Below are 23,350 nucleotides of genomic sequence, written 5' to 3' on the forward strand. Positions count from 1 at the left end.
AAGAAAAAAGCGGGGAGTCGAAACTCCCCGCTCGAACCCTAGCCGAGCCGCGGTCCGGTTTGACCCGGACGCGGCGTCGCACCCTGTGAAGAAAGCGCCGGCTGAAGAAAGCGCCGACCTTACGACCAGGCGGCCATCTTCTTTTCCAGGTTGTCCGACAGCTTGTCCAGGAACTGCTTCGTGGTCAGCCACGGCTGCTGCGGGCCGATCAGGATGGCGAGAATCCTTGGTCATGAAGCCGGACTCGACGGTCTCGACGCAGACGCGCTCCAGGGTCTGGGCGAACTTGATCACGTCCGGAGTGTCATCGAACTTGCCGCGATAGGCCAGGCCCTGGGTCCAGGCATAGATCGAGGCGATCGGGTTGGTCGAGGTCTCCTTGCCCTTCTGGTGCTCGCGGTAGTGGCGGGTCACCGTGCCGTGGGCGGCCTCGGCCTCGACGGTCTTGCCGTCCGGCGTGACCAGGACCGAGGTCATCAGGCCCAGCGAGCCGAAGCCCTGCGCCACGACGTCCGACTCCACGTCGCCGTCGTAGTTCTTGCAGGCCCAGACGAAGCCGCCTTCCCACTTCAGGGCCGACGCGACCATGTCGTCGATCAGGCGGTGCTCGTAGACCAGGCCCTTGGCCTTGAACTGGTCGGCATAGGTCTCGTCGAAGACCTTCTGGAAGATGTCCTTGAAGCGGCCGTCATAGGCCTTCAGGATCGTGTTCTTCGTCGACAGGTAGACCGAGTAGCCGCGCTCCAGCCCGTACATGAAGCTGGAGTGGGCGAAGCCCTCGATCGAATCGTCGAGGTTGTACATGCCCATCGCCACGCCGGCGCTGGGATAGTCGAACACCTCATGCTCGATCTTCTGGCTGCCGTCGGCCGCTTCCCACTTGATCGTCATCTTGCCCGGGCCGGGGACGACGAAGTCGGTGGCCTTGTACTGGTCGCCGAAGGCGTGACGGCCGATGATGATCGGCTTGGTCCAGCCCGGAACGTAGCGCGGGACGTTCGAGCAGACGATCGGCTCGCGGAAGACGGTGCCGCCCAGGATGTTGCGGATCGTGCCGTTCGGCGACTTCCACATCTTCTTGAGGTTGAATTCCGTCACCCGCGCTTCGTCCGGGGTGATTGTCGCGCACTTGACGCCGACGCCATACTGCTTGATGGCGTTCGCGGACTCGACGGTGACCTTGTCATCGGTCTTGTCGCGGTTCTCGATGCCGAGGTCGTAATACTTCAGGTCGATGTCGAGGTAGGGCAGGATCAGCTTGTCTTTGATGAACTGCCAGATGATGCGCGTCATCTCGTCGCCGTCGAGTTCGACGACCGGATTGGCTACCTTGATCTTGGTCATGGGTGCGAGATCTCCCCGAACGGGTAAGGGCGTTGTCATTCCTTGGGAGCCGGGCGCGTCGTCCAGCGGGCGCTTGTTGCCGGGGAGCATGCCGCATGGGTGGCTCCCCGGTACCCCGGGCGGAAATCAATCGCGGTTATATAGCATCGCCCCGTGACGGAAAGGAAGGCGCGGCGGTGGTTCAGGCGTCGATGTCGCACGATTCCGCTTGCAACACGGCCCTGCGCCCGGCCATGATGGTCAATTGGTATTACCGGTTGGCTGGATTGTGGCCCTTTGACGGCGGAATGCCGTGCCGGGGCCGCAAATCCGACGACTGGAGCGGTCAGGTTGCCGACTCCGGTGTGCGGGAGGGCCGCCGTTCCACCGGATGACCGGCCGACGCACCGGCAAGGTCGCGCTCCGCATTCAGCATGTAGTCGCGGGTCAGGGGCACCGCTCCCTGCGAGCGTGCAACCTGGACCTGGAACACCATGTGCCCCTGCAGGCGGAAGGCCAGCTCGGCACCGGCCAGATAGAATTCCCACATGCGGCAGAACCGCTCGTCGTACAGGGACTTGGCCTCCTCCCAGCGGTCGAGGAAGCGGGCACGCCAGTGGCGCAGCGTTTCGGCGTAATGCAGGCGCAGCACCTCCAGGTCGGTGGCGAACAGGCCGGACCGTTCGATGACCGGCAGCACCTCCGACAGGGCAGGGGAGTAGCCGCCGGGGAAGATGTATTTGCGGATCCAGGGGTTGGTGCTCGCCGGTCCGTCGAGCCGGCCGATGGAGTGGATCAGCGCCACCCCCTCGTCGTTCAGCATCTCGCGTACCGCCGAGAAGTAATCGCGGTAATGCGGCACGCCGACATGCTCGAACATGCCGACCGAGACGATACGGTCGAAGGCTCCCCGATGGGCGGCGGCGAATTCGCGATAGTCGCGCAAATCGAAGGTGACCCGGTCGGCCAACCCCGCTTCCTCCGCCCGACGGCGGGCGACCGCCAGCTGTTCGGACGACAGGGTGATGCCGGTCACCCGTGCCCCGGTGTGCCGCGCCAGAAAGAGCGCCATGCCGCCCCAGCCGCAGCCGATGTCGAGCACCCGCATGCCCGGCACGATCAGCAGCTTGGCCGCGATGTGCCGCTTCTTGGCCTCCTGCGCCTCGTCCAGCGATAGTCCCGGCTCCGGGAAATAGGCGCAGGAATACTGCATGTCCCGGTCGAGGAAGAGTTGATAGAACTGGCGTGACAGGTTGTAGTGGTGTTCCACATTCTGCCGCGACCGCTGCATCGGGTTGTATTGCTGCACACGGCGCAGCATTGGAGACAGCGTTTCCAACGCCCGGCCCAGCGCACCCTGCACCTCGGCGCCGCTCATCAGCATCGCCAGCAGGTCGTAGATGGTGCCGCCCTCGATTGAAAAGCGGCCGTCCATATAGGCTTCGCCAAAACGCAGGCGGGGATTGATCAGCAGGTCACGCTCGACCTTGCGGTCATGGAGGCGAAGGGTCAGATGTGGAGGGCCGGAGCCAATCCGGTGATGCTTTCCATCGGCCGTAACAAGATTCAGGGTTCCGTCGCCCTTGGCGGCGGCAAGCAGACGAACCAGCAGCATGCCGAACTCCTTCCGCGGTGCCGTCCAAGCATCGCGCGCAAGGCGGGGTGCGACAATTCGTCAATCGGTCAGAGCTGCTACCCAATTGGGCATTGCTGCCCTATGCGCTGAGTTATGTGCGGCGACGCTCGCCGAGGACCTGAATGCGGAAAACCGCCCGGCCCCTGGTGGGGCGGGCGGCTCCCGGACGAGCGGTGCGACGGTGCCGCGAAAACCCCGAAGACCTCTTCGGGACTGCCGCGGCAGAAGGGCTATCAGCCCTCCTCTTCCTCGGTCGCGGTCTCTTCGACGAAGGTCTCTTCTTCCTCGTCGTCGTCGCGCAGGTCGGCGGCGGTGATCATGCCGCCGCGCTGGGCCTGCAGCTCGGCCTCTTCAGCCGAACGGGCGACGTTGACCGTGACCGTGATCGACACTTCCGGGTGCAGGACCAGGCGCAGCTTGAACAGACCCAGGGTCTTGATCGGGGTGTCGATCTGGACCTGCTTGCGGTCGGTCTTGTAGCCGGCGGCGGTCAGCGCGTCGGAGACGTCGCGGGTGGTCACGGAGCCGTACAGGACGCCGGTCTCGGCGGCCTGACGGATCACGACGACCGTCACGTTGTCCATCTTGGTCGCGACATGCTCGGCGTCCTTGCGGCGCTCGAGGTTCACGGCCTCAAGGTGGGCCTTCTGCTTCTCGAAGACAGCCAGGTTCGCCTTGGTGGCGCGCATGGCCTTCCGCTGCGGCAGCAGATAGTTGCGGGCGAAGCCGGGGCGCACATTGACGACCTGGCCCATCTGGCCGAGCTTCTCGACCCGCTCCAGCAGAATAACTTCCATCACTCGTCCTCCTGACCGGGGGCCGCGGGGGAAAACCGGCGGCGCAGCCCGATCCATTGCTCGATCATGCCCAGGCCGACCAAAAGCAGGATCGGCCACCCGAAGAGAAACAGCATCATGTAGAAGCCAACCAGGATCAGCGTTCGCGCCGATTTGCTGCTGGCGAATACATGAACCACCGAAAGCCCGGCGAAGGCGAACGGGATTGCCAGGATCAGGGCCAGATTGACCGCCAGGAACCCGACGGTTCCCGGTACGGCCGATGCCGCCGCCACCGACACCGCGAACAGCGGCGCCAACCAGCTCGGCAGTTCCAGCTCTGCCAGACGCATGGCAGGGCGCCGGTTGCGGCCGAACCGCATCAGCGCCCCCTGCGCCAGCACCGCGTTGACGATCGTCATGACAAGCCATGAGACCGCAACCAGTCCTGGCAGGACGGCCGCCACCCAGAATGCCTCGGGATCCGGAGCCGGCTGGCCCTGCGAGCGGAACGCCGGCTCGACAACTCGGGCCAGGGTCTGCCGCATCAGCCCTTCCAACCCACCGGGCTGGTCGAGCGTCAGGATCACCGCGGCGAGCAACGCCGCCACGCCCATCCCGGTCAGGCCCATCAGGACCCGGCCGGGCGGATACCATTCAAGGGAACCATCCTCCCGCGAGCGCGCCAGCAGCGACTGCCGCACCACCAGGATCGCCGGGGCAGCCCCGGTCACCAGGTAGGACAGCGCAACCAGCATGCTGCCGGAGGTGCCCAGCATCACCGCGGCGGCACCGGCCAGACCGGCCAGCGCCACCACCGGAACCCCCAGCCACAGTCCCGTCAGGAACAGGGGCAGGGGGGCCGAGATAGCCCAGGATCAGCGCACCCATCCCGCCGAACGTGACCGACAGGTAGAAGAACGCGCTCGCCAGACCGCCGCCGACGGCGACCACCAGCGGAACGGCCGGACCCAAGGCCATGGAAACCCCTTGAAGAACCTTCACCGAAACAATTCGGCCGTTGCCGGGCTTACTTCACCACGTAGGGGAGAAGGGCCAGGAAACGGGCGCGCTTGATGGCGCGGGCCAGTTCGCGCTGCTTCTTCGTCGAGACCGCGGTGATGCGGCTCGGGACGATCTTCCCGCGCTCGGAGATGAAGCGGGACAGCAGCTTGACGTCCTTGTAGTCGATCGCCGGGGCGTTCGCGCCCGAGAACGGGCAGGTCTTGCGGCGACGGAAGAACGGGCGGCGAGCGCCGCCGGTGCGGGCCGGAGCGCCCGTGGTCTGCTTGTCGGACATTTACGCGGACTCCCCTTCGGCGGCGGCAACGTTTTCCTGGCGACGCGGCGGACGCGGGCCACGGTCGTCGAAGCGACGCGGACCACGATCGCCACGCTCGCCGCGCTCACCACGCTCGTTGCGGCTCTGCATCATCGCCGACGGGTTGGCGTCGAGTTCGTCGACACGCACGGTCATGAAGCGCAGCACGTCTTCGCTGATGCTCATGTTCCGCTCCATCTCGGCGACGGCAGCGGCCGGCGCGTCGATGTTGAAGAGGGTGTAGTGACCCTTGCGGTTCTTCTTAATCTTGTAGGTGAGGGTCTTCAGACCCCAGTATTCGCTCTTGGCGATCGTGCCGCCGTTGTCGCGAACGATCTGGGCAAACTGCTCAGAGAGCTGCTCGGCCTGGGCGGCCGAAATGTCCTGGCGCGCGATCAGCACGCACTCATAAAGTGCCATTGCACTCCCCATGGCTGTTCATGGTCCGGCGCTGCGCCCCATCCCTCATGGATCGGATCAGCCGCCCGGGCCTAGCCGGCGGCGGACCGACGGCAAGGAGTTATGAAGCGGCGCAGTATGCACAGGCCGGCGGTGGTAGCAAGTGGAAAACCTTCCCACCTTTTGGAAAATCTATGTCGGCCATAGGGTGTTGTCCGGATGAACGGGGGTGCTGCCCGGATGAACACCGCTGCGCTTGCCGGGAATGGGCTGGGTAGGGGTGGGGCAAGGGTGGATATCGCGCGGGATACGGTCCGGCGCATTTGACCGAAGTGCAATACACTGCCCCAGGCGCCATGTTGCGACTGCCGTTCCCGGCGGAGCTATGCGTCGAATCGCCCACGCATGCTCCGCCGGCGGCATCACAGCCCGGTGCCTGGAGTAGCCATGCGCAAGAACATGTTGCCGTACCATGTCGTGGAACTGAGGGGGTTGGCCTGCATCCTGCTGGTCGCCTATCACGTGGTCGGCATTCCCGGATCCGGAATGCAGGTGGCGGAGGGGTCGATCTACCGCTACGCCACCGACAGCTTCGAGCTGATCCGTATGCCGCTCTTCACCTTCATCTCAGGCTTGGTCTATGCCCTGAACCCGGCCCGGAGCGACCGGCTGAAGACCTTCTTCGTCAAGAAGCTTCGCCGCCTGGGCTTCCCGTTCCTGGTGGTATCCGCCATCTTCTATTTCCTGCAGACGCATGCACCGGGCGCGAACGGAAGCTTCGTCCCCGAGTCGATGTGGCAGATCTACGTCTACCCCTATGCCCATTTCTGGTATTTGCAGGCGCTTTTCCTGATCTTCTCCGTCGTGGCGCTGCTCGACGCGCTCCATGCCATGGACAGGCCGGGCGGATTCGTGCTGGCAATGGCCGCAGCGGTGGCGGCCTGCCTGACGGTCCATGTCGAATCGAACATCCTTTCGATCAACGAGGCCTGCTTCCTGTTGCCGCACTTCCTGTTCGGGGTGGGCGTCACACGGTTCCGGGCGATGGTTCCGCGGCAGACGATGCAGGCGGCGGCCGGTGCTGCACTTGCCCTCGGTGTCGCGCTTCATCAGGCGTCGCTGTGGGGGTATCTGCCCCATTTCGGCTGGAACAGCGGCGTTGCCCTGTTGTGCGGCATGGGGGGAGCGGTGACGCTGCTGCATGCCATGCCGTCGAGCCGGATTTTCCGGACCGTCGGCGGCTCCTCCTATGCGATCTACCTGCATCATGCCCTGTTCGCCGCCGGCACGCGGGTGGTGCTGCACCATGTGGAGGCTCCGGACGGCGTGATTTTCTGGGGGGCTCTGCTTTCCGGCCTGATCGGCCCGATGGTGCTGGAGATGCTGGCGCAGGTCAGGCCATGGACCAGGGTGGCGCTGATGGGCAAGGCATGACCGCAGGCCTTTGATTTGCACTGCGGCAAACGGTGCAAGACCCGGTGGGCGGCACCTCTGTGCGAGCCCACGAACAACCCCTTCGGAATGGCGGTTTTTCGTGGGCTTTCTGCCTCAATACGTGGCGTTTTATCGCACCATTGTCGCTTTGGTCATCGCGCGTCGCTTGACTTGCTCAAAAGTGAGGGTATGACTGTCGCCCAATCCATGGTGCCGCCGCAGGGGCGGGGCGCATTCATCCAGGGTTTCACCGAAGCATGACCAGGGCGTTCGTCTTTCCGGGGCAGGGCAGCCAGGCCGTCGGCATGGGCCGCGAACTCGCCGAGGCGTTCGAAGTCGCTCGTCACACCTTTGAAGAGGTGGACGACGCGCTGAACCAGCGGCTGTCGCGCCTGATGGTCGAGGGCCCCGAGGCCGATCTGACCCTGACCGAAAACGCCCAGCCCGCCCTGATGGCGGTCAGCGTCGCGGTGATGCGGGTGCTGGCGAGCGAGGGCGGTGTCGATCTGTCCAAGCATGCCACCTTCGTCGCCGGCCATTCGCTGGGCGAGTATTCGGCGCTGTGCGCTGCCGGCGCCTTCTCGCTGGGCGACACCGCGCGCCTGCTGAAGCTGCGCGGCCAGGCGATGCAGAAGGCCGTTCCGGTCGGCAAGGGCGCCATGGCGGCCTTGCTGGGTGCCGATCTGGACCAGGCGCAGGGGATTGCCGCCGACGCGGCCCAGGGCGAGGTGTGCAGCATCGCCAACGACAATTCGGTCGGGCAGGTGGTGATTTCCGGCAGTGCCGACGCCATCGACCGTGCCATCGCGCTGGCGGCGGAACGTGGTCTGAAGCGCTCCGTGCGTCTGCCGGTGTCCGCTCCCTTCCATTGCTCGCTGATGCAGCCGGCCGCCGACGCGATGGCGGAGGCTCTGGCGAACGTCACGATTTCCGCGCCGGTGATTCCGGTGGTTGCCAACGTCACCGCTTCGGCGGTGTCCGATCCAAACGCCATCCGCCGCCTGCTGGTCGAGCAGGTAACCGGCATGGTCCGCTGGCGTGAATGCGTGCTCTATATGAAGGAGCAGGGCGTCGAACGGCTGGTCGAGGTCGGATCGGGCAAGGTGCTCGCCGGGCTGACCAAGCGCATCGACAAGGATATGGCGGCGGTGTCGGTCGGTACCCCGGCCGATGTCGAGTCGTTCCTGAAAACCCTGTGATTGTATCAGCACTCTGATAAATCAGCGTCATGAGGCCATCCATGTTTGACCTGACCGGCAAGTCGGCCCTCGTCACCGGCGCGTCCGGCGGCATCGGCGCGTCGATCGCCCGTGCGCTGCACGCCCAGGGCGCCGCCGTCGCGCTGTCCGGCACCCGCGTCGCCCCGCTGGAGGCCCTGGCCGCCGAACTGGGCGAGCGCGCCTTCGTCGTGCCCGGCAACCTGTCGGAAGCCGCCGCAACCGAGCAGCTGTTCAAGGACGCCGAGGCGGCGCTTGGCAAGGTCGACATCCTCGTCAACAATGCCGGCCTGACCCGCGACCAGATCGCCATGCGCCTGAAGGACGAGGACTGGCAGTCGGTGATCGACGTGAACCTGACGGCGGCCTTCCGCCTGTCGCGGGCCGCCATGCGCGGCATGATGAAGCGCCGCTGGGGCCGCATCATCAACATCACGTCGATCGTCGGCGTCACCGGCAACGCGGGGCAGGCGAACTACGCCGCCTCCAAGGCCGGCCTGATCGGCATGTCGAAATCGCTGGCGGCCGAACTGGGCTCGCGCAGCATCACCGTCAATTGCGTCGCGCCGGGCTTCATCGCCACGGCCATGACCGACGCCCTGAACGACGAGCAGAAGCAGAAGCTGCTCCCGTCTATCCCGGCCGGCCGCATGGGCCAGTCGGACGAGATCGCCGCCGGGGTCGTGTACCTCGCGAGCGAGGAGGCCGCCTACGTCACCGGCCAGACGCTGCATATCAACGGCGGCATGGCTATGATCTGATGAGGATCAGACGGGGCGGCATCGCCACGTGTGAAGAACGGCGCCAACCAGGGTCCCTCGCGGGTGCTGGTCAAGGCTGCTGAAATGTGTTATCGGACGGGGCTTTTCGCGGCAGGACGGCACGTTCTTCGCGTGTTGCTCCGACCGGATTATCCCGAGCGGTTTCAAGGATTGGAAGGTCTTAAAAGATGAGCGACATCGCCGAGCGCGTGAAGAAGATCGTTGTGGACCACCTGGGTGTCGAGGAGTCGAAGGTGGTGGAGAACGCCTCCTTCATCGACGATCTGGGCGCTGACAGCCTCGACACCGTCGAGCTGGTCATGGCCTTCGAGGAAGAGTTCGGTGTCGAGATCCCGGACGACGCCGCGGAGAAGATCCTGTCGGTGAAGGACGCCATCGACTTCATCAAGGCCAACGCCGCCGCCTGATCGGGCCGCGGGCATTGAGCCCCCGAGGGCCAGGCAAACCGCATTTGCAACACCAGCAGCGCGGGGCCTGGCCGTCGACGACCAGATCGTCGACAGTTTATTCGAGGAAAGGTCAAGGAACAGCCTCATGAGACGTGTCGTCGTCACCGGACTCGGTATGGTCACGCCGCTCGGCGTCGGCCACACGCTGAACTGGGAGCGGCTGATTTCCGCAACGTCGGGAATCCGCGGCATCACGGGGTTCGACGCTTCGGACCTGGCCTCCAAAGTCGCCGGGCAGGTCCCGCGCGGAAACGGTGAGGGCGAATTCAACGCCGACACCTTCATTCCGCCGAAGGACCAGCGGAAGATGGATGATTTCATCATCTTCGCCATCGCCGCGGCGCAGGAAGCAATCAAGGATTCGGGTTGGGTTCCCCAGACCGATGAGGAGCGCGAGCGGACCGGCGTCATGGTCGGTTCGGGCATCGGCGGCCTTCCGGGCATCGCCGACGGCGCCGTCACCCTGCACGAAAAGGGCCCGCGCCGCCTGTCGCCCTTCTTCATCCCGGCCTGCCTGATCAATCTGGCCTCCGGCCATATTTCGATCCAGCACGGCTTCAAGGGCCCCAACCATGCGGTCGTCACCGCCTGCTCGACCGGCGCGCACGCCATCGGCGACGCTGCCCGTCTGATCATGTGGGACGATGCCGACATCATGGTCGCCGGCGGTACGGAGGCGGCGGTCAGCCGTCTCGGCGTCGGCGGCTTCGCCGCCATGCGCGCGCTGTCCACCAACTTCAACGACACGCCCGAAAAGGCGTCGCGCCCTTATGACAAGGACCGCGACGGCTTCGTCATCGGCGAGGGTGCCGGTGTCGTCGTGCTGGAGGAACTGGAGCACGCGAAGAAGCGCGGCGCCACCATCTATGCCGAAGTCGTCGGTTACGGCATGTCCGGCGACGCGCACCACATCTCCGCTCCGGCGGAAGACGGCAATGGCGGTTTCCGCGCCATGAAGGCCGCGTTGAAGCGCGCCGGGATGAACCCGTCCGATGTGGATTACGTCAACGCCCACGGCACTTCGACGCCGCTCGGCGACGAGATCGAGCTGGGTGCGGTGAAGCGCCTGTTCGGCGACGCCATGGACAATCTGGCGATGTCCTCCACCAAGTCGGCCATCGGCCACCTGCTGGGGGCCGCCGGTGCGGTCGAAGCGATCTACTCGATCAAGGCGATCAACCACGGCATTGTGCCGCCCACGCTCAATCTGGAGAATCCGTCCGAGAGCTGCCTGGGCGTCAATCTGGTGCCGAAGGTGGCGCAGGAGCGCCGCGTGCGCGCCGCACTGTCGAACTCCTTCGGGTTCGGCGGCACCAATGCCTCGCTGGTGTTCAAGGAATTTGCGTAAACGAAGCGCCGCACCCGCGTTGCGGTCTGCAGTCTTCAAGAGGTGAGCGATGGGCTGGGGTCTCCGGATTTTTGCGGGGACGCTGGTCCTCGCTGTCGGTGCGGCGGGCGGAGTCGGCGTCTGGGGCTACCAGCGCTATTCGGCCCCCGGACCGTTGGAGCAATCCGAAACGGTCGTCATCCCGCGTGGCAGCGGGCTGGAGGCCATTGCCATCACGCTGGGCGACTCCGGCGTGATCGGTTCGCCGCTGGTGTTCGCCGCCGCGGCCAAGCTGTCCGGCACCTTCCGTGAACTGAAGGCCGGCGAATACCAGTTCCCCGCGGGAATCAGCATCGAAGGCGTCCTGGAGCAGATGCGCCAGGGCCGCACCGTTGTGCGTCGCTTCACCGTGCCGGAAGGGCTGACCTCCGCCCAGGTGGTCGCACTGCTCGCACGGGAAACCGGACTGACCGGCGATCTGCCCAAGCCGCCGAAGGAAGGCTCCCTTCTGCCGGAGACCTACCACTTCGCCTATGGCGACAGCCGCGCCGCTCTGATCGAGCGGATGCAGACGGCGATGACCCAGGCGCTTGCGGAGGCCTGGAAGAACCGCGACCAGAATTTGCCGTTCGAAACGCCGCAGCAGGCGTTGACTCTCGCCTCCATCGTCGAGAAGGAGACCGGCATCGCTGCGGAGCGGCCGCGGGTGGCGGGGGTTTTCGTCAACCGGCTGGAAGCCGGCATGAAGCTGCAGTCCGATCCGACGGTGATCTACGCGCTGACCGATGGCAGCGGCGAGCTGGGACGGGCACTGACCCGCAATGACTGGAAGTTCGAGTCGCCCTACAACACCTATGTCACCACCGGCCTGCCGCCGGGGCCCATCGCCAATCCGGGCAAGGCCTCGATCCAGGCGGTGATGAAGCCCGAACGGCACGAATTCCTGTATTTTGTCGCCGACGGCACCGGCGGCCACGTCTTCGCCAAGTCGCTGGCCGACCACAACCGCAACGTCACCAAATGGCGCGAGGTCCAGCAGAGCCGCCAGCCCGAGCACGGCGAAACGTCATCGGAGTGACGGCCGATTGATCGGGCGGAGGGCCGATAACGTTTCGCCTTGTTGCGCGCATTCGAGGAATTCGGCAGTCTTTGCATTGCAGCAAAACTGACCACCATTCCCCGGGGAGATGTAATGAGTGTGGATGTCGAAAAGCGCATCCGTGATCGCGCCTATGCGATCTGGCTGGAAGAGGGCTGTCCCCATGGCCGCGATGCCGACCATTGGGTCCAGGCAGAACGCGCGGTCCTGGCCGAAGCGGTTGCCGTTCCCGATCACGCGCCGGTCGTTGCCGTGGTGAAGGCTCCGCGCAAGACCACCAACGCCAAGCCGCGCGGTGTGGTGAAGCCCGCTGAAGCGGAAGCCGTGCCTGCCGAGCCCCCGAAGACGCGCAAGCCGCGGACCCGCAAGGCGGTCACCGCCTGATCTGTCGCGGCCTGACCGGTCGCAGGATGGCTTCCGGGGTCAGGCGGCGTTCGAAGCCTGCGGCAATTGCAGGTTGGAAATGACCATCACCCCGGCGGTCGTGCCGTAAGACTTGCGGGCGGCGCGCAGGGCCTCCAGCGCTTCCGCAAGGCTTTCCTCGGCGAAGCCCGGAGCCAGCCCGGCCAGTTCCCGCTCCGTCAAATCGATGAAGGCGTCCAGCAGGCGCGCGTGGATGCGGCTGGCCAGGCGGACTTCATCGGCGACCTTCTGTGCGGGCATGGGGAACTCCCTTGGTGTCGTGTGGGTCTAATGTTCGGTAGAGCGTCTTCTCGGGATCGAGCGTTCCCGCAAACCGATTAGGCATGGAATAGGGTTAAAAGAACTTTAAATGCCATGTAATCCCGGCTGGGATTAAGAATTACCACTTCGGAGACTGCGGCCAGGCGGGCCTGGGCAGAAGCATGCGGCGCCGGAAACGCTTCCCAGTCTCACTCCCTATTCAGAATTTCGGCAAAGGCCAAGCTTCAGCCGGCCTGAAAGCGCGACACCTGACGTCGTGTTTCATCGGCGAGGCGGGAGAGGTGCACCATCGTCGCGGCGATCTCCTCCGACGCGGCGGCATTCTTGGAGGCGACGGTACGCACGCTCTCAACCGACCGCTCGATCTCGCGGACGGAGGCCTGCTGTTCTTCCATGGCGACCGCAACCGACTGAAAGGCGCCGTCGATGCGGTCGACCCGTTCGGCCAGACCGTCCATCCGGCGCCGCGCCTGTTCGGTGACGGCTTTGCCCTCTTCGGCCAGTGCGGCGGCGGCCTCGACGATCTCGGCAATCTGGCGGGCGCTTTCGACGGCGTTGTCGGCGAGCTTGCCGACCTCTTCGGCGACCACCTCGAAGCCCTTGCCCTGCTCACCGGCGCGGGCGGCCTCGATGGAGGCATTGACCGACAGGATGTTGGTCTTCACTGCGATCTGGGTGATCGCCTCGGTGATGCGGCCGATGCGGCGGCTGTTGTCGGCGATGGTCTGCGAGACGCGCAGCAGCCGCGCCATGTCCTGCCGTCCACCGTCGGCGAAGTCGGCGGCATCCTTCACCATGTCGGACGCATCGCGTGTGCTGTCGGTGACATGGGCGATGGCGCGGGCCGATTGTCCGACCGCGGTCGCCACCTGATCCAGATCGTCGGTCTGTTCGGAGGCGCCGTCCGACACATGGGCGATGGCGGTGCTGGCCTGCCCGGCGGCGACGGCGACCTGGGTCGCCTGCTCGCCGATGGTGTGGAAGGCCGTGCCGGTTTCCTGCAGTAGGGCCACCATCTCGCCATACGCCCCATGAAAGTCCGGGGTTTGCTGCGCCCCGACCGTCTCGGGCGATCCCACCGGCTTGCCGGACAGCCTGTGCATCTCGCCATGCAGTCCGTGCAGCACCCGGATGACGGTGGCGACGGCACGGCCGATCGATCCCAGCTCGTCCTGCCGGCCGGTGTTCGGCACCGCCACCGTCAGATCGCCGTCCGACAGGCGCTGGACCGCCGCGGTGGTGGCGGCGATGGGGCCGGTCAGGCTGCGGGCGATCAGGATGGACAGGATCGTGCCGGCGGCCAGCGCGCCGAGCGCGCCGCTCCACAACAGCATGACTGCACGCGACCGCCCGGCCTCGCGCTCGGCCGTCTGGGCCGCCACCAGCTGCGTCACCTGATCGTTGACGATCCTGGCGGCGTCGCGCATGGCGTCCCGCGCGGCGTTGCGCCGTACGACGATGTCGGCCACCAGCAGGAACTCCGTCTCCACCCCCATGATGGCGGCGGTCAGCTTCTCCGACTCGCGCAGCGCTTCCCCGTCGTTGGCCGCCTTGCGGACATCGCCGACGACCGCCAGCAGCCGGTCGATGCTGGCGCTGAGGGAGTTGCGGCCTGAACCGCCATGGTCGATCAGGAACTGTTGCACATCCAGCAGAGCGCCACGGGTGTCCTGGATCAGCCGCCCGGCGATGGCGACCAGCAGCGCCGAGGATTCCAGCGCCGTCACCGCCGCACGGTCGCCGGGGTCCGCTTTCACCCGCGCCAGCGCGTCGGCATAGCGTGCCGATTGCTCGTGCGTCAGCGTCTGGGCGATCACCAGCAGGGCGGCGGTCTGCTTGCGCAGCTTTGCCAGGCTGGCGAAGCGGTCGACCTCCAGCCCGACCACCTCGTCGAAGGATTTGCGATAGGCCGCCAGCTTTTCCAACGCCTCGCGCAACGCTTCCGGGGGGACCGCGTGATCGGGCAGGGCCAGCAGAGCCTCGGCCTCCGTCCTCAACTGGTCCGTCAGTTGCCGTACCCGCCGGCTGGCCGAAGGGTCGACGTCCAGCAGGTAGCGCGATTCCTCCTGCCGGGCGCTGTACAGCAGGGTGTCCAGACGGGCGGTCTGGGCGGCGATCTCCACCCGCGAGGCGTAGGTGTTCAGCCCGCTCCAGCCGACGACGGCGACGGCGAGCGTCAGCAGCAGGACGGCGGCGAAGCCCAGGGCGATGCGGGTGGCGATGGACATGCCGGTGGGGGTCCGATCAAGGCCGCCCCTTGGGCGGCGCCGGGTTGAGCGATGGGCGGACGGCGGAAGCCCCGCGTGATCTGCGGCATCCCGGTCCATCTGCCGGATTCACCTTGCTTCGGTTGGGGTGCATCCGGCAAGTCATAAGGGTGGCGTGCGGTCTCCGCGAGATGTCGCGGGATGCCGCTGGTCGTTCGTAAGGAGTCTGTACCGCGATGTCCCTTCCGGCCAGCTTGCGGATCCTTCCCCGCTTCGGACTCGCCGTTCTTCTGCCCGCGGCAGCAGCGCTCGTTCCCCTTCTGCTTCCCCAGGCGGTTCCGGATGCCGCGCCGCAGACCGTCTGGCTCGCCACAGGCGGTACGCTCGCCCTGGCGCTGCTGATCGGCTGTGTCCTGGCGTTCGATCTGTCGGACGCGATGACGCGGCTGGAGGCGGCCGCGGACCGCCTCGCCGCCGGAACGCCGGACCCCGGGATGCCGGCTCTTGGGATGCGGAACGATGCATCCGCGTTGTCCGTCCGCGGCGACGAGGCCGGAGGCATTGCCGCGGCGCTCGCCCGTGTCGTGCGGACCCAGGACAGCCTGCATGCGACCCTCCGCCGCCTGACGCATGAGGCCGACGGCGACGCACCGGCCGCAACGCCTCTCCCCGGCCGCTATGGCGAGATGGCGGCGCTGGTGGAGGATGCTCGTGCCTCCTTCCGGAACATCGGCCAGCAGGCGGCCCAGGTCGCCGTCGCCGCCGGGCAGGCCAGCACCGCGGTGTCGCAGGTCGCCGACGGTGCCGCCATCCAGACCGAGGATCTCGACCGGGTGGTGAACGCGGTCGGCCGCTCCGTCCGGGCCATCGCCGACGTCACCGACAGCACCCGCGCCGCCTCCGACATGGTGCGGGTCACCGCCGGATTCGCCGACCGCGGCAAGGCGGAGATGGCGCGGCTGGTCCGTGTTTCCCAGACCATCGGGGACAACAGCCGCCGCATCGGCCGCATCACCGAGGCGATCACCCAGATCGCGGTGAAGACCAACATCCTGTCGGTCAACGCCTCCATCGAGGCCGCCCGCGCCGGCGAGCAGGGCAAGGGCTTCGAGGTGGTCGCCGAGGAGGTCGGCAAGCTCGCCGACAACGCCGTCGAGAGCGCCCGCCAGATCGCCGAGATCGTCGAGGCCGCCGCCGCGATGGCGGAGGAGGGGATGGCTGCCACGGCGGAAGTGGTGCAGATGATGGACGGCATCGCCGAACGGGTCACACAGATCGACCGCATGGTCCAGTCGGTCGCCGCGGCCATGGCCCACCAGCAGGACCATATCGTCGAGATCGAATCGAACGTCGGCAACATCCGCACCGTCGCCTCCAAGAACGCTGCCGCGTCGGAGGAGATCACCGCGACCATGGTCCATCTGTCCCGGCTGGCCGACGACACGCGGCGGCTGGCCGAACGCTTCCGGGCGTCGTGACCGGCGGCGCCGCTCCTCCTGAGTCCGGGTCGGATGGACCGCTGCACGATCTGGTGCGGCGGCTGCTGGAGGATGTCCGGCGCAAGGCGGGGATTCGCCACGACCGCCCGCTGGAGCGCAAGCTGGTGCGCATCCTGGCGGCGATGCCGCTGGCGGTGCTGGAGGACTGGGTGGCGCAGATCGAAGGGGCGCCGGCCGACAGCCCGGACTGGTTGAGCCTGATCGAGAATCTGACGATCCACGAAACCTATTTCTTCCGCGACCTGCCGCATCACGCCTATCTGCGCGGCCATCTGCTGCCGCGCCTGATCGCCGAACGCGCCACGACCCGAAATTTGCGGCTGTGGAGTGCCGGCTGCGCCACCGGGGAGGAAGCCTACGGTCTCGCCATCGTGACGCTGGAGGCCCTGGCCGACGCCGGGCAGGCACGCCGTACCGCACAGGGGCTGGAAACCGACTGGACCGTCGAGGTTCTCGGCACGGACCTCAGCCGCATCGCCGTGCGGCAGGCCGCCAATGCCTGCTATGGCGGCGAGGGGTTGGGGCCCTTCCGCGAAATGCCGTCGGACTATGAAAACTGGTTCGTCCCGCTGGGGGCGGAGGCGCCGCTGCACCGGCGGGTGCATGGCGATGCCCGCCGGGTGGTGCGCTTCGCCCGCCACAATCTGATGGACGCCGACTTGCCGGATGAGGTGCCGGCCGGTGGCTTCGATCTCGTGTCCTGCCGCAACGTCATGATCTATTTCGACGACGACAGCCGCGAACGGGCGCTCTCCCTGCTGACCGCGGCGGTGGCGCCGGGCGGCTGGCTGGTTCTCGGCACCACCGACCGGCTGCCGGACGACTGTTGCCGGAGCAATGGCTTCGAACGCCATCGCGGCGACCGCGCGCTCGCTTACCGGCGGAGAGAGGCGGCGGCATGACGACCTGCGGCTATCTCACCTTCGACATCGCCGGCACGCCCTTCGCCGTCGCCGCCGATCGGGTGGAGGAGGTGGCGGAGCCGACCGGCATCACCCGGCTGCCCTTCGCCCCGCCGCAGGTGGAGGGGCTGGCGAATGTCGCCGGTCGCATCCTGCCGGTGCTGGACGTCACCGGCTACCCGTCGCTGCGGCTGGCCTGGGGCGGCGGACGGCGCGGCGGACTGCTGATCGTGCTGCGCGCCGGAACCGGCGTGCTGGCACTCCGCGCCGGCCGCATCGGCGGCACGTTGACGGCGGAGCGGGTGGAGCTGTGCGCGGCGGAGCCGGAGGATTGCGGAACACCGGTGGCCGGCCGGCTGCGCCATGGCGACCGGTCCCTGCGGTTGCTCGATCCCGATCTGATGCGGCTGGGGCGCGGCGGGGCGCTCGCCGTTCCGGGGCTGGCGGATGCCGATGCGCTGTCCGGCGGTGCAGCGGAGCCGCCCGACCCGTCGCGCGAGCGCGCCAGCATCCGCCTGCTGATGGTGGAGGTCGCCGGCCAACCCCATGCGCTGGAAATGGACGATCTGCTGCTGGTCTTCCCCCTCGGCGACCTGCGTCCGCTACCCCATGCGCCGGCACTGGTGCGGGGCGTGGCGCGGGTGCAGAAGCGGTCGATCCTGGTCACCGATCCGCTCGGTGCCGGTGCCGGCGCCGGTATCGGGGATCGGCCCGGCGGCTACGCCGTCGTCCTGCGGACGCGGCGGGGGCCGGTGGGCGTCCGGGTGGACGGGGTGCGGGGCGTGGTGCGCGTGCCGCTGGACCGCCTGCGCGCGGGCGAGGCCGGGACGGCGGCCCGGATCTTGGATTACGATGGACTCTGGCTCGACGTGAGGAGCGTGGCGCGCATGCTGGGCGATCAACTCGACGACATCGGCCGCTTCGTACCCGAGGGTAGCGATCCCGACGACGATCTGGCGGAAAGCCGCCTGCCGCGCCGCTTCTACCGCCGCTTCCTCACCCTGGTGGTGGAGGCCCGCATCTATGCGCTGGAGTTCGAGAAGGTCCGCCGCGTGGTGGAGGTGTCCGACCGGCTGCGTTTGCCACAGGGCGCCGAAAGCTTCGACGGGCTGACCGATGTTGACGGCCGCATCCTCCCGGTTCTCGATCTCCGCCGGTTGCTGGCGCGGGCGCCGGTCGGCGCGCCTCCTGCCACGCCCGGCATCGCCGTTCTGGTAGAGATCGACGGCGGGACCGTGGCGGTGATCGCCGACGAGATCCAACGCATCCGCAAGATCGACAGCGAGGATGTCGACCCGCTGTCCGACCGCCTGACCGCCGCGGTGATCCGCCTGGACAATGCCCTGATCCCGGTTCTGCGGCCCGAGGGGTTGACCGCCGCCGCGGCTGCCGGCACCAGGGTGCTGCCCATCGGAGACGCCCGGAGCGAGGTTGCCGCGCCATGACCGACCCGCGCATCCGCCTGCTGGTGGTGGACGACAGCAATTTCGTCCGCATCGCGCTGCGCAAGATGCTGGAGCCGGCGCCCGACATCGAGATCGTCGGCGAGGCGCGCAACGGTGCCGAGGCCTTGCGCCTGTCGCGGAAGCTGAAGCCGCATGTGGTGGCCATGGACCTGAACATGCCGGTCATGGACGGAATCGAATCGGTTCAGGCCATCGCCGCGGAAAAGGGCCCGCCCTGCATCATGGTTTCCAACGAAACGTCGGAGGGGGCGGCCGCCACCATCCGGGCGCTGGAAACCGGGGCGGTGGATTTCATCTGCAAGAACAGCTCCTTCATCACCTTCGACATGGCGTCCATCGAACGCCAGCTGACCGAGAAGGTGCGCCACTGGGGCCGCTGGCGCATGGCGCTGACGGGGGAGCGGGCCGCCGATTCCGTTCCGGCTTCCGTGGCCGAGCCCGCACCCGAACCGCCTCCGTCTCTGCGTCCGTCCGTCCGCGGACACCGCCCCGACCTCGTCGTCATCGGCGTGTCCACCGGCGGGCCGGTGGCGCTGGCGGAGTTGCTGGGCGCGCTCGGACCGCTGCCCTGTCCGCTGGTGGTGGCGCAGCACATGCCGGCCAGCTTCACCGCCGGTTTCGCCGCGTCGCTCGCCCGGTCGCTCGGCCGGCCGGTGGGGGAGGGGGCCGACGGTGAGACGCTCGACCCCGCGGCCGTCACCATCCTGCGTGGCGGCGGCGACTGGGCCGTGCGCCGCAGCACCTCCGGCCGCTTCACCCTGCATGCCGCCGACCCGGCCGGCGCCATCTACCACCCCTCGGCCGACCGGCTCTTCCGCAGCGCCGCGGAAGCGGCGGAGTCGCCGGTCGCCGTCGTCTTGACCGGCATGGGCGACGACGGCAGCAACGGTGCGACGGCCTTCGCGGAACGCCGCTTTCCCGTTCTGATCCAGGATCCGGCGACCTGCGCGGTCGACGGCATGCCCAGGGCGGCAATCCGTGCCGGTATCGCCACGGAGGTGTTGCCGGTTACGTCAATCGCCCGCAAGCTGAACGCTCTCTTCACACTCTCCTGACAATCGGGAAGACCCCGGAAGCCGACAGGCGCTGCAAACATAGGAAGTTTTTACTCATGGCGAAGCCGACGATCCTGCTGGTCGATGACTCGGTGCTGATGCGCACCATCATCGGCGACATCGTGCGCGCTGACGACGAGCTGTCCCTCGTCGGTGCGGCCGAAAACGGCAAGGTGGCTCTGGAGATGGTCAAGAGCCTGAAGCCCGACATCGTCCTGCTCGACATCGAAATGCCGGAGATGTCGGGTCTGGAGGTGATGGAGCATCTGTCGCTGATGTCGCGCGCCAAGGTGATCATCATCTCCTCCGTCGCGCAGGTCGGCTCGCCCGAAGCGAACGAGGCCCGAGCCCTGGGTGCGGTGGAGATCATCGCCAAGCCGTCCGGCACCATGAGCCTCGACCTTGCCCACAAGAAGGGCCACGACATCGTCGCCGCCATCCGCCGCGCCGCCGGCTTGCCCCCGCCCTTGAAGCCCTGAGTCTCCGGTTCGGCGCCTTCTTTTGTGAGCGGTGACCCATGACCAGCGAACTGATCGAGACCCTGTGGCGACAGTTCGGCGTCGAGGCCGGCGAACATTTCGACCTGCTGGAAAAGCTGCTGTCCGCCGGCCCCGGCGACGGGCCGGAGGCGGAACGGATCGCTGCCCTGTTCCGCTCCTTCCATTCGCTGAAGGGGGCCGCCCGCGCCATGGACCTCTTCGCGATGGAGGCGGTGGCGCACCGGGCGGAAACCATCCTCGGCCGTGTGCGCGGCGGTGCGCTGGCGCTGACGGAGGAGGTCGCCGCCCCGCTGCTGGAGGCTCTGGACGCGCTGCGCGGGCTTGCCGAGGCCGGCATGCGCGACCGCCGCGACGGGCAGGCGCCGGCCGACCTGCTGGCGCGGCTCGACGCGCTGGGCGGGGAGGGGCCCGCCGCCAAGCCCGTTCCCGCCCCGCCGCCGCCCCCGCCGGTGCGTCTGCACGAGAACGAGCGGATGCTCGGCCTGTTCGTCGGGCTGCTGCATGACGGGATGGCGACGCTGACCCGCGCGCTCGACCTAGACAGCCTGGACGAGGAGGGGCTCCGCAGCGTCGACGACACAGCCGACCGGCTGGAGCTGGCCTGCGAGCGGCTGAACTTCCTGCCCTTCGCCGACACGCTGCGCCGGTTCCGCGAGGCGCTGGCCGCCCGTGATGCCGACGCTATCCTGCGCGAGCTTCAGGCCGTCGCCACCGCCAGCGCCCGCATCGGGCGACTGACCGGCAAAGATGCCGGTGCGGCGATCCTGGCGACCCTGCTGGCCGACCACAACGCCCAGATCCTTGCCCAGGGCGGCGCCCGCGCCGATGCGCTGCTGGCCGATCCGTCGGTGCTGGCCGATGCGTCCGTTGCCGCCGAACTTGCCGGGCTGCTCGACCGTATGGCGGCGACGCTGGACATCGTCCGGCTGCCGCGCGGCTCCGCCCTGCTGCGGGTGCTGGCCGATGTGATGCGCCGTACACCCGCCGCCGACCATGCCGACTGGCCGATCCTGATGGCCGACGCCCGCACCATGATCGCCGATCTGGCGGCGCGGGCAGCGTGCGATCCGGCCGGGGATTTGGACGCGGACGGGGTGGCTGCGCTGGAAGGCCGCCTGCGCACCTTCGTCGATGCCGTCTCGGCCGAGCGGGAGGCGGGCGAGGCGCGCCGTCCGCTGAACGCCGACGATCTTTCGGCCCTTGGGCTCGATCCCGGCCTGCTGCGCTTCCTGTCGCCCGACAGCACCGCCGACCTGCGCGCCGCCATCGCCGATCCGGAGATGCGGCTCTACGAGGTCACCGCCTTTCTGGAAACCTCGCCGGAGGTCGCGTCCGGGTTCGTCCAGTGGATGGGCAGCAAGGTGCGCGCCATCACCAACTGGCCGGAGTTCATCGACGGCAAGACCTGGCTGCGTGTGCTGATCGCCTCCCCGCAGGAGCTTCCCGCCCTGGCGGACGCCCTCGCCGGCATCGACCCCGGCGGCGGCTTCCTGCGCATCCGCGCCTGCGCGCCGTCCGATCCGGCCGGGGATGGCGGGGAGCCGGTCACACCTGACCTGCCGGTCCCTGCCGATGCGCGGACCCTGCCTGCGGTGCAGTCCGCCGGTGCACCGGTGACGACCGCTGCCCCGCAGCCTGCCGCCCCATCCGCCCGCCCGGCGGCCCCCGCCGCTGGTGGCGTGCTGCGCGTGCCCGGCGAGGTGATCGACCGCTTCATGGCCCGCATCGACGGCATGGTCCTGCTGTCCGGCGACCTCAACGCCACGGCCAACGACCTGCGGCTGGAGTCGGCGCTCGCCGCCTTGACCGAGCGGCTGGGTGCCGGCGATCCCGACCTGCGTCTCCTGCGTGAGGCGGTCGAGCATCACCGCCGCGACCTGCTGGACCTCGACGCCCAGCTCAGCCGCTCCGTCGACCGGCTGCGCGAGGCGGCGCTGGACCTGCGCGTCGTTCCCATCGAGACCCTGTTCAACCAGTTTCCCCGCGTCGTGCGCGAACTGGCACGCGGGCAGGGCAAGTCGGTCCGCTTCGCCACCGAGGGCGGCGAGGTCCGCATCGACAAGAGCATGGTCGAGATGCTCTACGACCCGCTGATGCACATGGTGCGCAACGCCATCGACCACGGCATCGAGCCTGCCGCCGACCGTGAGGTGGCCGGCAAGCCGGCCCAGGCCACGCTTTCCCTGCGCGCCATCCAGCGCAACAGCCGCGTCGTGGTCGAGATCGTCGACGATGGCCGCGGCATCGCGACGGAGGCGGTGCGCGCCAAGGCGGTGAGCCAGGGCCTGATCGGCGAGGAGGACAGCCTGCACCTGTCGCCCGATGCGGTGCGGGAATTCATCTTCGCCCCCGGTTTCTCCACCGCCGACACGGTGACCGAGACGTCCGGCCGCGGTGTCGGCATGGATGTGGTGCGCAATGCCATCACCCGGCTGGGCGGCAGCATCGCCATCCGCACGCGGGACGGGGCGGGCACCGCCTTCGCCATCGACCTGCCGCTGTCGGCGGCGATCCTGCGCACCCTGCTGGTCCAGGTCGACGATCAGGTGCTGGCGATCCCCGACCGCTTCGTCGAGGAGGTCTGCGGCTTCACCGCCGACGATTTCCACCGCGTCTCCGGCTGCTGGACCGTCATGCGCCGCAAGCGGGTACTGCCGGTGGTCCGCCTCGCCGATGCGCTGGGCTTTCCCGCCGAGGGGGAGTGGCCGCTCTGCGGCCCCGGCCAGCGCCTCGTCGTCGTTCTGCGCCAGGGCGGCCGCCGCATCGGGCTGGAGATCGACAGGCTCCTGCGCCGCGGCGACCTGTTCGTCCGCGAAAGCCATCCCGGCCTCGCCGAGGTGCCCGGTGTCGGCGGCGTCTCCCTGCTGAACGACGGCCGCATCGTCATTATCCTGGACGGCGACGAACTCTATCGCCTCGCCGCGCTGGCCCAGCGGCGGGAGGCCGATGCGCCGGCCTGATGCACCCGTTCGGCTTGGCCGGTTCATGAAGGGAAATTCATGGTTGAGTCAGGTTGGGGACAGGGCGGACGGGCTAATGTCCTTCTTGTGACGCGGTCGGGCCAGCCCCCCTGAAACACCGGCCCGTCACAATTGAGCGTCTTCTTATCTGGTGTCTCTTCCCGATGGTTCCCTGCCATCGGACCCGACCGTCCGGTTCTCCCGTTTGCCTCCGGACGGTACCTATCGGCGGAGCGCGTCCAAGCCAATTTCCTGGCCGACGTTGCCCCCCACCATAGGCCCCCTGGCCTTGGGTGCGCTCCGCCGTCCCTTCT

The 23,350-nt window shown here is 67.8% G+C and carries 20 protein-coding genes and 1 pseudogene; 13 read left to right on the top strand and 8 right to left on the bottom strand.

Annotated features, from left to right (window positions below):
- Positions 1-119: 119 nt before the first annotated feature.
- The 6 genes and pseudogenes from ACWPN3_RS15515 to rpsF form a co-directional block, all read right to left on the bottom strand.
- Positions 120-1,344 (bottom strand): annotated as a pseudogene (locus ACWPN3_RS15515) (NADP-dependent isocitrate dehydrogenase).
- A 325-nt stretch (positions 1,345-1,669) separates the two neighbouring features.
- A complete protein-coding gene (locus ACWPN3_RS15520) occupies positions 1,670-2,938 on the bottom strand; it encodes a class I SAM-dependent methyltransferase (protein ID WP_492240405.1) in 1,269 nt (422 codons plus the stop codon).
- Between the two features lie 254 nt (positions 2,939-3,192).
- Entirely contained in the window at positions 3,193-3,756 is a 564-nt protein-coding gene (gene rplI, locus ACWPN3_RS15525; protein ID WP_109449392.1) for a 50S ribosomal protein L9, read from the bottom strand.
- Complete coding sequence (locus ACWPN3_RS15530; RefSeq protein ID WP_492261558.1) at positions 3,756-4,553, bottom strand: DUF2232 domain-containing protein; 798 nt, start codon at positions 4,551-4,553, stop codon at positions 3,756-3,758. Before ACWPN3_RS15530 ends, rplI begins: the two co-directional genes overlap by 1 nt.
- A gap of 212 nt (positions 4,554-4,765) precedes the next feature.
- On the bottom strand, positions 4,766-5,035 hold the full coding sequence (rpsR, locus tag ACWPN3_RS15535) for a 30S ribosomal protein S18 (protein WP_012974291.1): 270 nt from the start codon (positions 5,033-5,035) through the stop codon (positions 4,766-4,768).
- Positions 5,036-5,476 carry a 30S ribosomal protein S6 gene (rpsF, locus tag ACWPN3_RS15540; protein ID WP_109047679.1) on the bottom strand — a complete coding sequence of 147 codons (441 nt, stop codon included), beginning with the start codon at positions 5,474-5,476 and terminating at the stop codon, positions 5,036-5,038.
- A gap of 426 nt (positions 5,477-5,902) precedes the next feature.
- Here rpsF and ACWPN3_RS15545 point away from each other — a divergent pair, with 426 nt between their 5' ends.
- The 7 genes from ACWPN3_RS15545 to ACWPN3_RS15575 all read left to right on the top strand — a co-directional run bounded on the left by ACWPN3_RS15545 (position 5,903) and on the right by ACWPN3_RS15575 (position 12,147).
- Positions 5,903-6,889 carry an acyltransferase family protein gene (locus ACWPN3_RS15545; RefSeq protein ID WP_492240406.1) on the top strand — a complete coding sequence of 329 codons (987 nt, stop codon included), beginning with the start codon at positions 5,903-5,905 and terminating at the stop codon, positions 6,887-6,889.
- A 257-nt stretch (positions 6,890-7,146) separates the two neighbouring features.
- A complete protein-coding gene (gene fabD / locus ACWPN3_RS15550) occupies positions 7,147-8,088 on the top strand; it encodes an ACP S-malonyltransferase (protein WP_492240408.1) in 942 nt (313 codons plus the stop codon).
- A gap of 41 nt (positions 8,089-8,129) precedes the next feature.
- The gene (fabG, locus tag ACWPN3_RS15555; RefSeq protein ID WP_492240409.1) at positions 8,130-8,867 is read left to right on the top strand and encodes a 3-oxoacyl-[acyl-carrier-protein] reductase; all 738 of its coding nucleotides are present in this window, start codon (positions 8,130-8,132) and stop codon (positions 8,865-8,867) included.
- A gap of 188 nt (positions 8,868-9,055) precedes the next feature.
- Complete coding sequence (locus tag ACWPN3_RS15560) at positions 9,056-9,295, top strand: acyl carrier protein (protein WP_014247969.1); 240 nt, start codon at positions 9,056-9,058, stop codon at positions 9,293-9,295.
- A gap of 127 nt (positions 9,296-9,422) precedes the next feature.
- Positions 9,423-10,685, top strand: coding sequence for a beta-ketoacyl-ACP synthase II (gene fabF / locus ACWPN3_RS15565; RefSeq protein WP_109449382.1), 1,263 nt, complete (start codon positions 9,423-9,425; stop codon positions 10,683-10,685).
- A gap of 49 nt (positions 10,686-10,734) precedes the next feature.
- A complete protein-coding gene (mltG, locus tag ACWPN3_RS15570) occupies positions 10,735-11,742 on the top strand; it encodes an endolytic transglycosylase MltG (RefSeq protein WP_492240411.1) in 1,008 nt (335 codons plus the stop codon).
- A 114-nt stretch (positions 11,743-11,856) separates the two neighbouring features.
- The gene (locus ACWPN3_RS15575) at positions 11,857-12,147 is read left to right on the top strand and encodes a DUF2934 domain-containing protein (RefSeq protein WP_109449378.1); all 291 of its coding nucleotides are present in this window, start codon (positions 11,857-11,859) and stop codon (positions 12,145-12,147) included.
- Between the two features lie 39 nt (positions 12,148-12,186).
- Here the strand turns inward: ACWPN3_RS15575 and ACWPN3_RS15580 are convergent, their stop codons facing one another.
- Both ACWPN3_RS15580 and ACWPN3_RS15585 read right to left on the bottom strand, forming a co-directional pair.
- Positions 12,187-12,426, bottom strand: a complete 240-nt coding sequence (locus tag ACWPN3_RS15580) for a hypothetical protein (RefSeq protein ID WP_109449376.1) — start codon at positions 12,424-12,426, stop codon at positions 12,187-12,189.
- 245 nt (positions 12,427-12,671) lie between these two features.
- The gene (locus ACWPN3_RS15585) at positions 12,672-14,675 is read right to left on the bottom strand and encodes a methyl-accepting chemotaxis protein (RefSeq protein ID WP_492240412.1); all 2,004 of its coding nucleotides are present in this window, start codon (positions 14,673-14,675) and stop codon (positions 12,672-12,674) included.
- A gap of 215 nt (positions 14,676-14,890) precedes the next feature.
- On the opposite strand from ACWPN3_RS15585, the gene ACWPN3_RS15590 reads away from it, so the two are divergent.
- From ACWPN3_RS15590 to ACWPN3_RS15615, 6 genes are read left to right on the top strand one after another with little or no spacing between them, the layout of a single operon-like run.
- A complete protein-coding gene (locus ACWPN3_RS15590; protein WP_492240413.1) occupies positions 14,891-16,132 on the top strand; it encodes a methyl-accepting chemotaxis protein in 1,242 nt (413 codons plus the stop codon).
- Positions 16,129-17,055: a CheR family methyltransferase gene (locus tag ACWPN3_RS15595; RefSeq protein ID WP_492240415.1), complete on the top strand. Its 927-nt coding sequence runs from the start codon at positions 16,129-16,131 to the stop codon at positions 17,053-17,055. The genes ACWPN3_RS15590 and ACWPN3_RS15595 overlap by 4 nt, the downstream gene beginning before the upstream one ends.
- Entirely contained in the window at positions 17,052-18,500 is a 1,449-nt protein-coding gene (locus ACWPN3_RS15600; RefSeq protein WP_492240417.1) for a chemotaxis protein CheW, read from the top strand. The genes ACWPN3_RS15595 and ACWPN3_RS15600 overlap by 4 nt, the downstream gene beginning before the upstream one ends.
- The gene (gene cheB, locus ACWPN3_RS15605) at positions 18,497-19,576 is read left to right on the top strand and encodes a chemotaxis-specific protein-glutamate methyltransferase CheB (protein ID WP_492261559.1); all 1,080 of its coding nucleotides are present in this window, start codon (positions 18,497-18,499) and stop codon (positions 19,574-19,576) included. Before ACWPN3_RS15600 ends, cheB begins: the two co-directional genes overlap by 4 nt.
- 56 nt (positions 19,577-19,632) lie before the next feature.
- Positions 19,633-20,055, top strand: a complete 423-nt coding sequence (locus ACWPN3_RS15610) for a response regulator (protein WP_492240419.1) — start codon at positions 19,633-19,635, stop codon at positions 20,053-20,055.
- 38 nt (positions 20,056-20,093) lie between these two features.
- Entirely contained in the window at positions 20,094-23,036 is a 2,943-nt protein-coding gene (locus ACWPN3_RS15615; protein ID WP_492240420.1) for a chemotaxis protein CheA, read from the top strand.
- The last annotated feature ends 314 nt before the right edge of the window (positions 23,037-23,350 follow it).

The organism is Azospirillum sp. UENF 111221 (assembly GCF_058780625.1).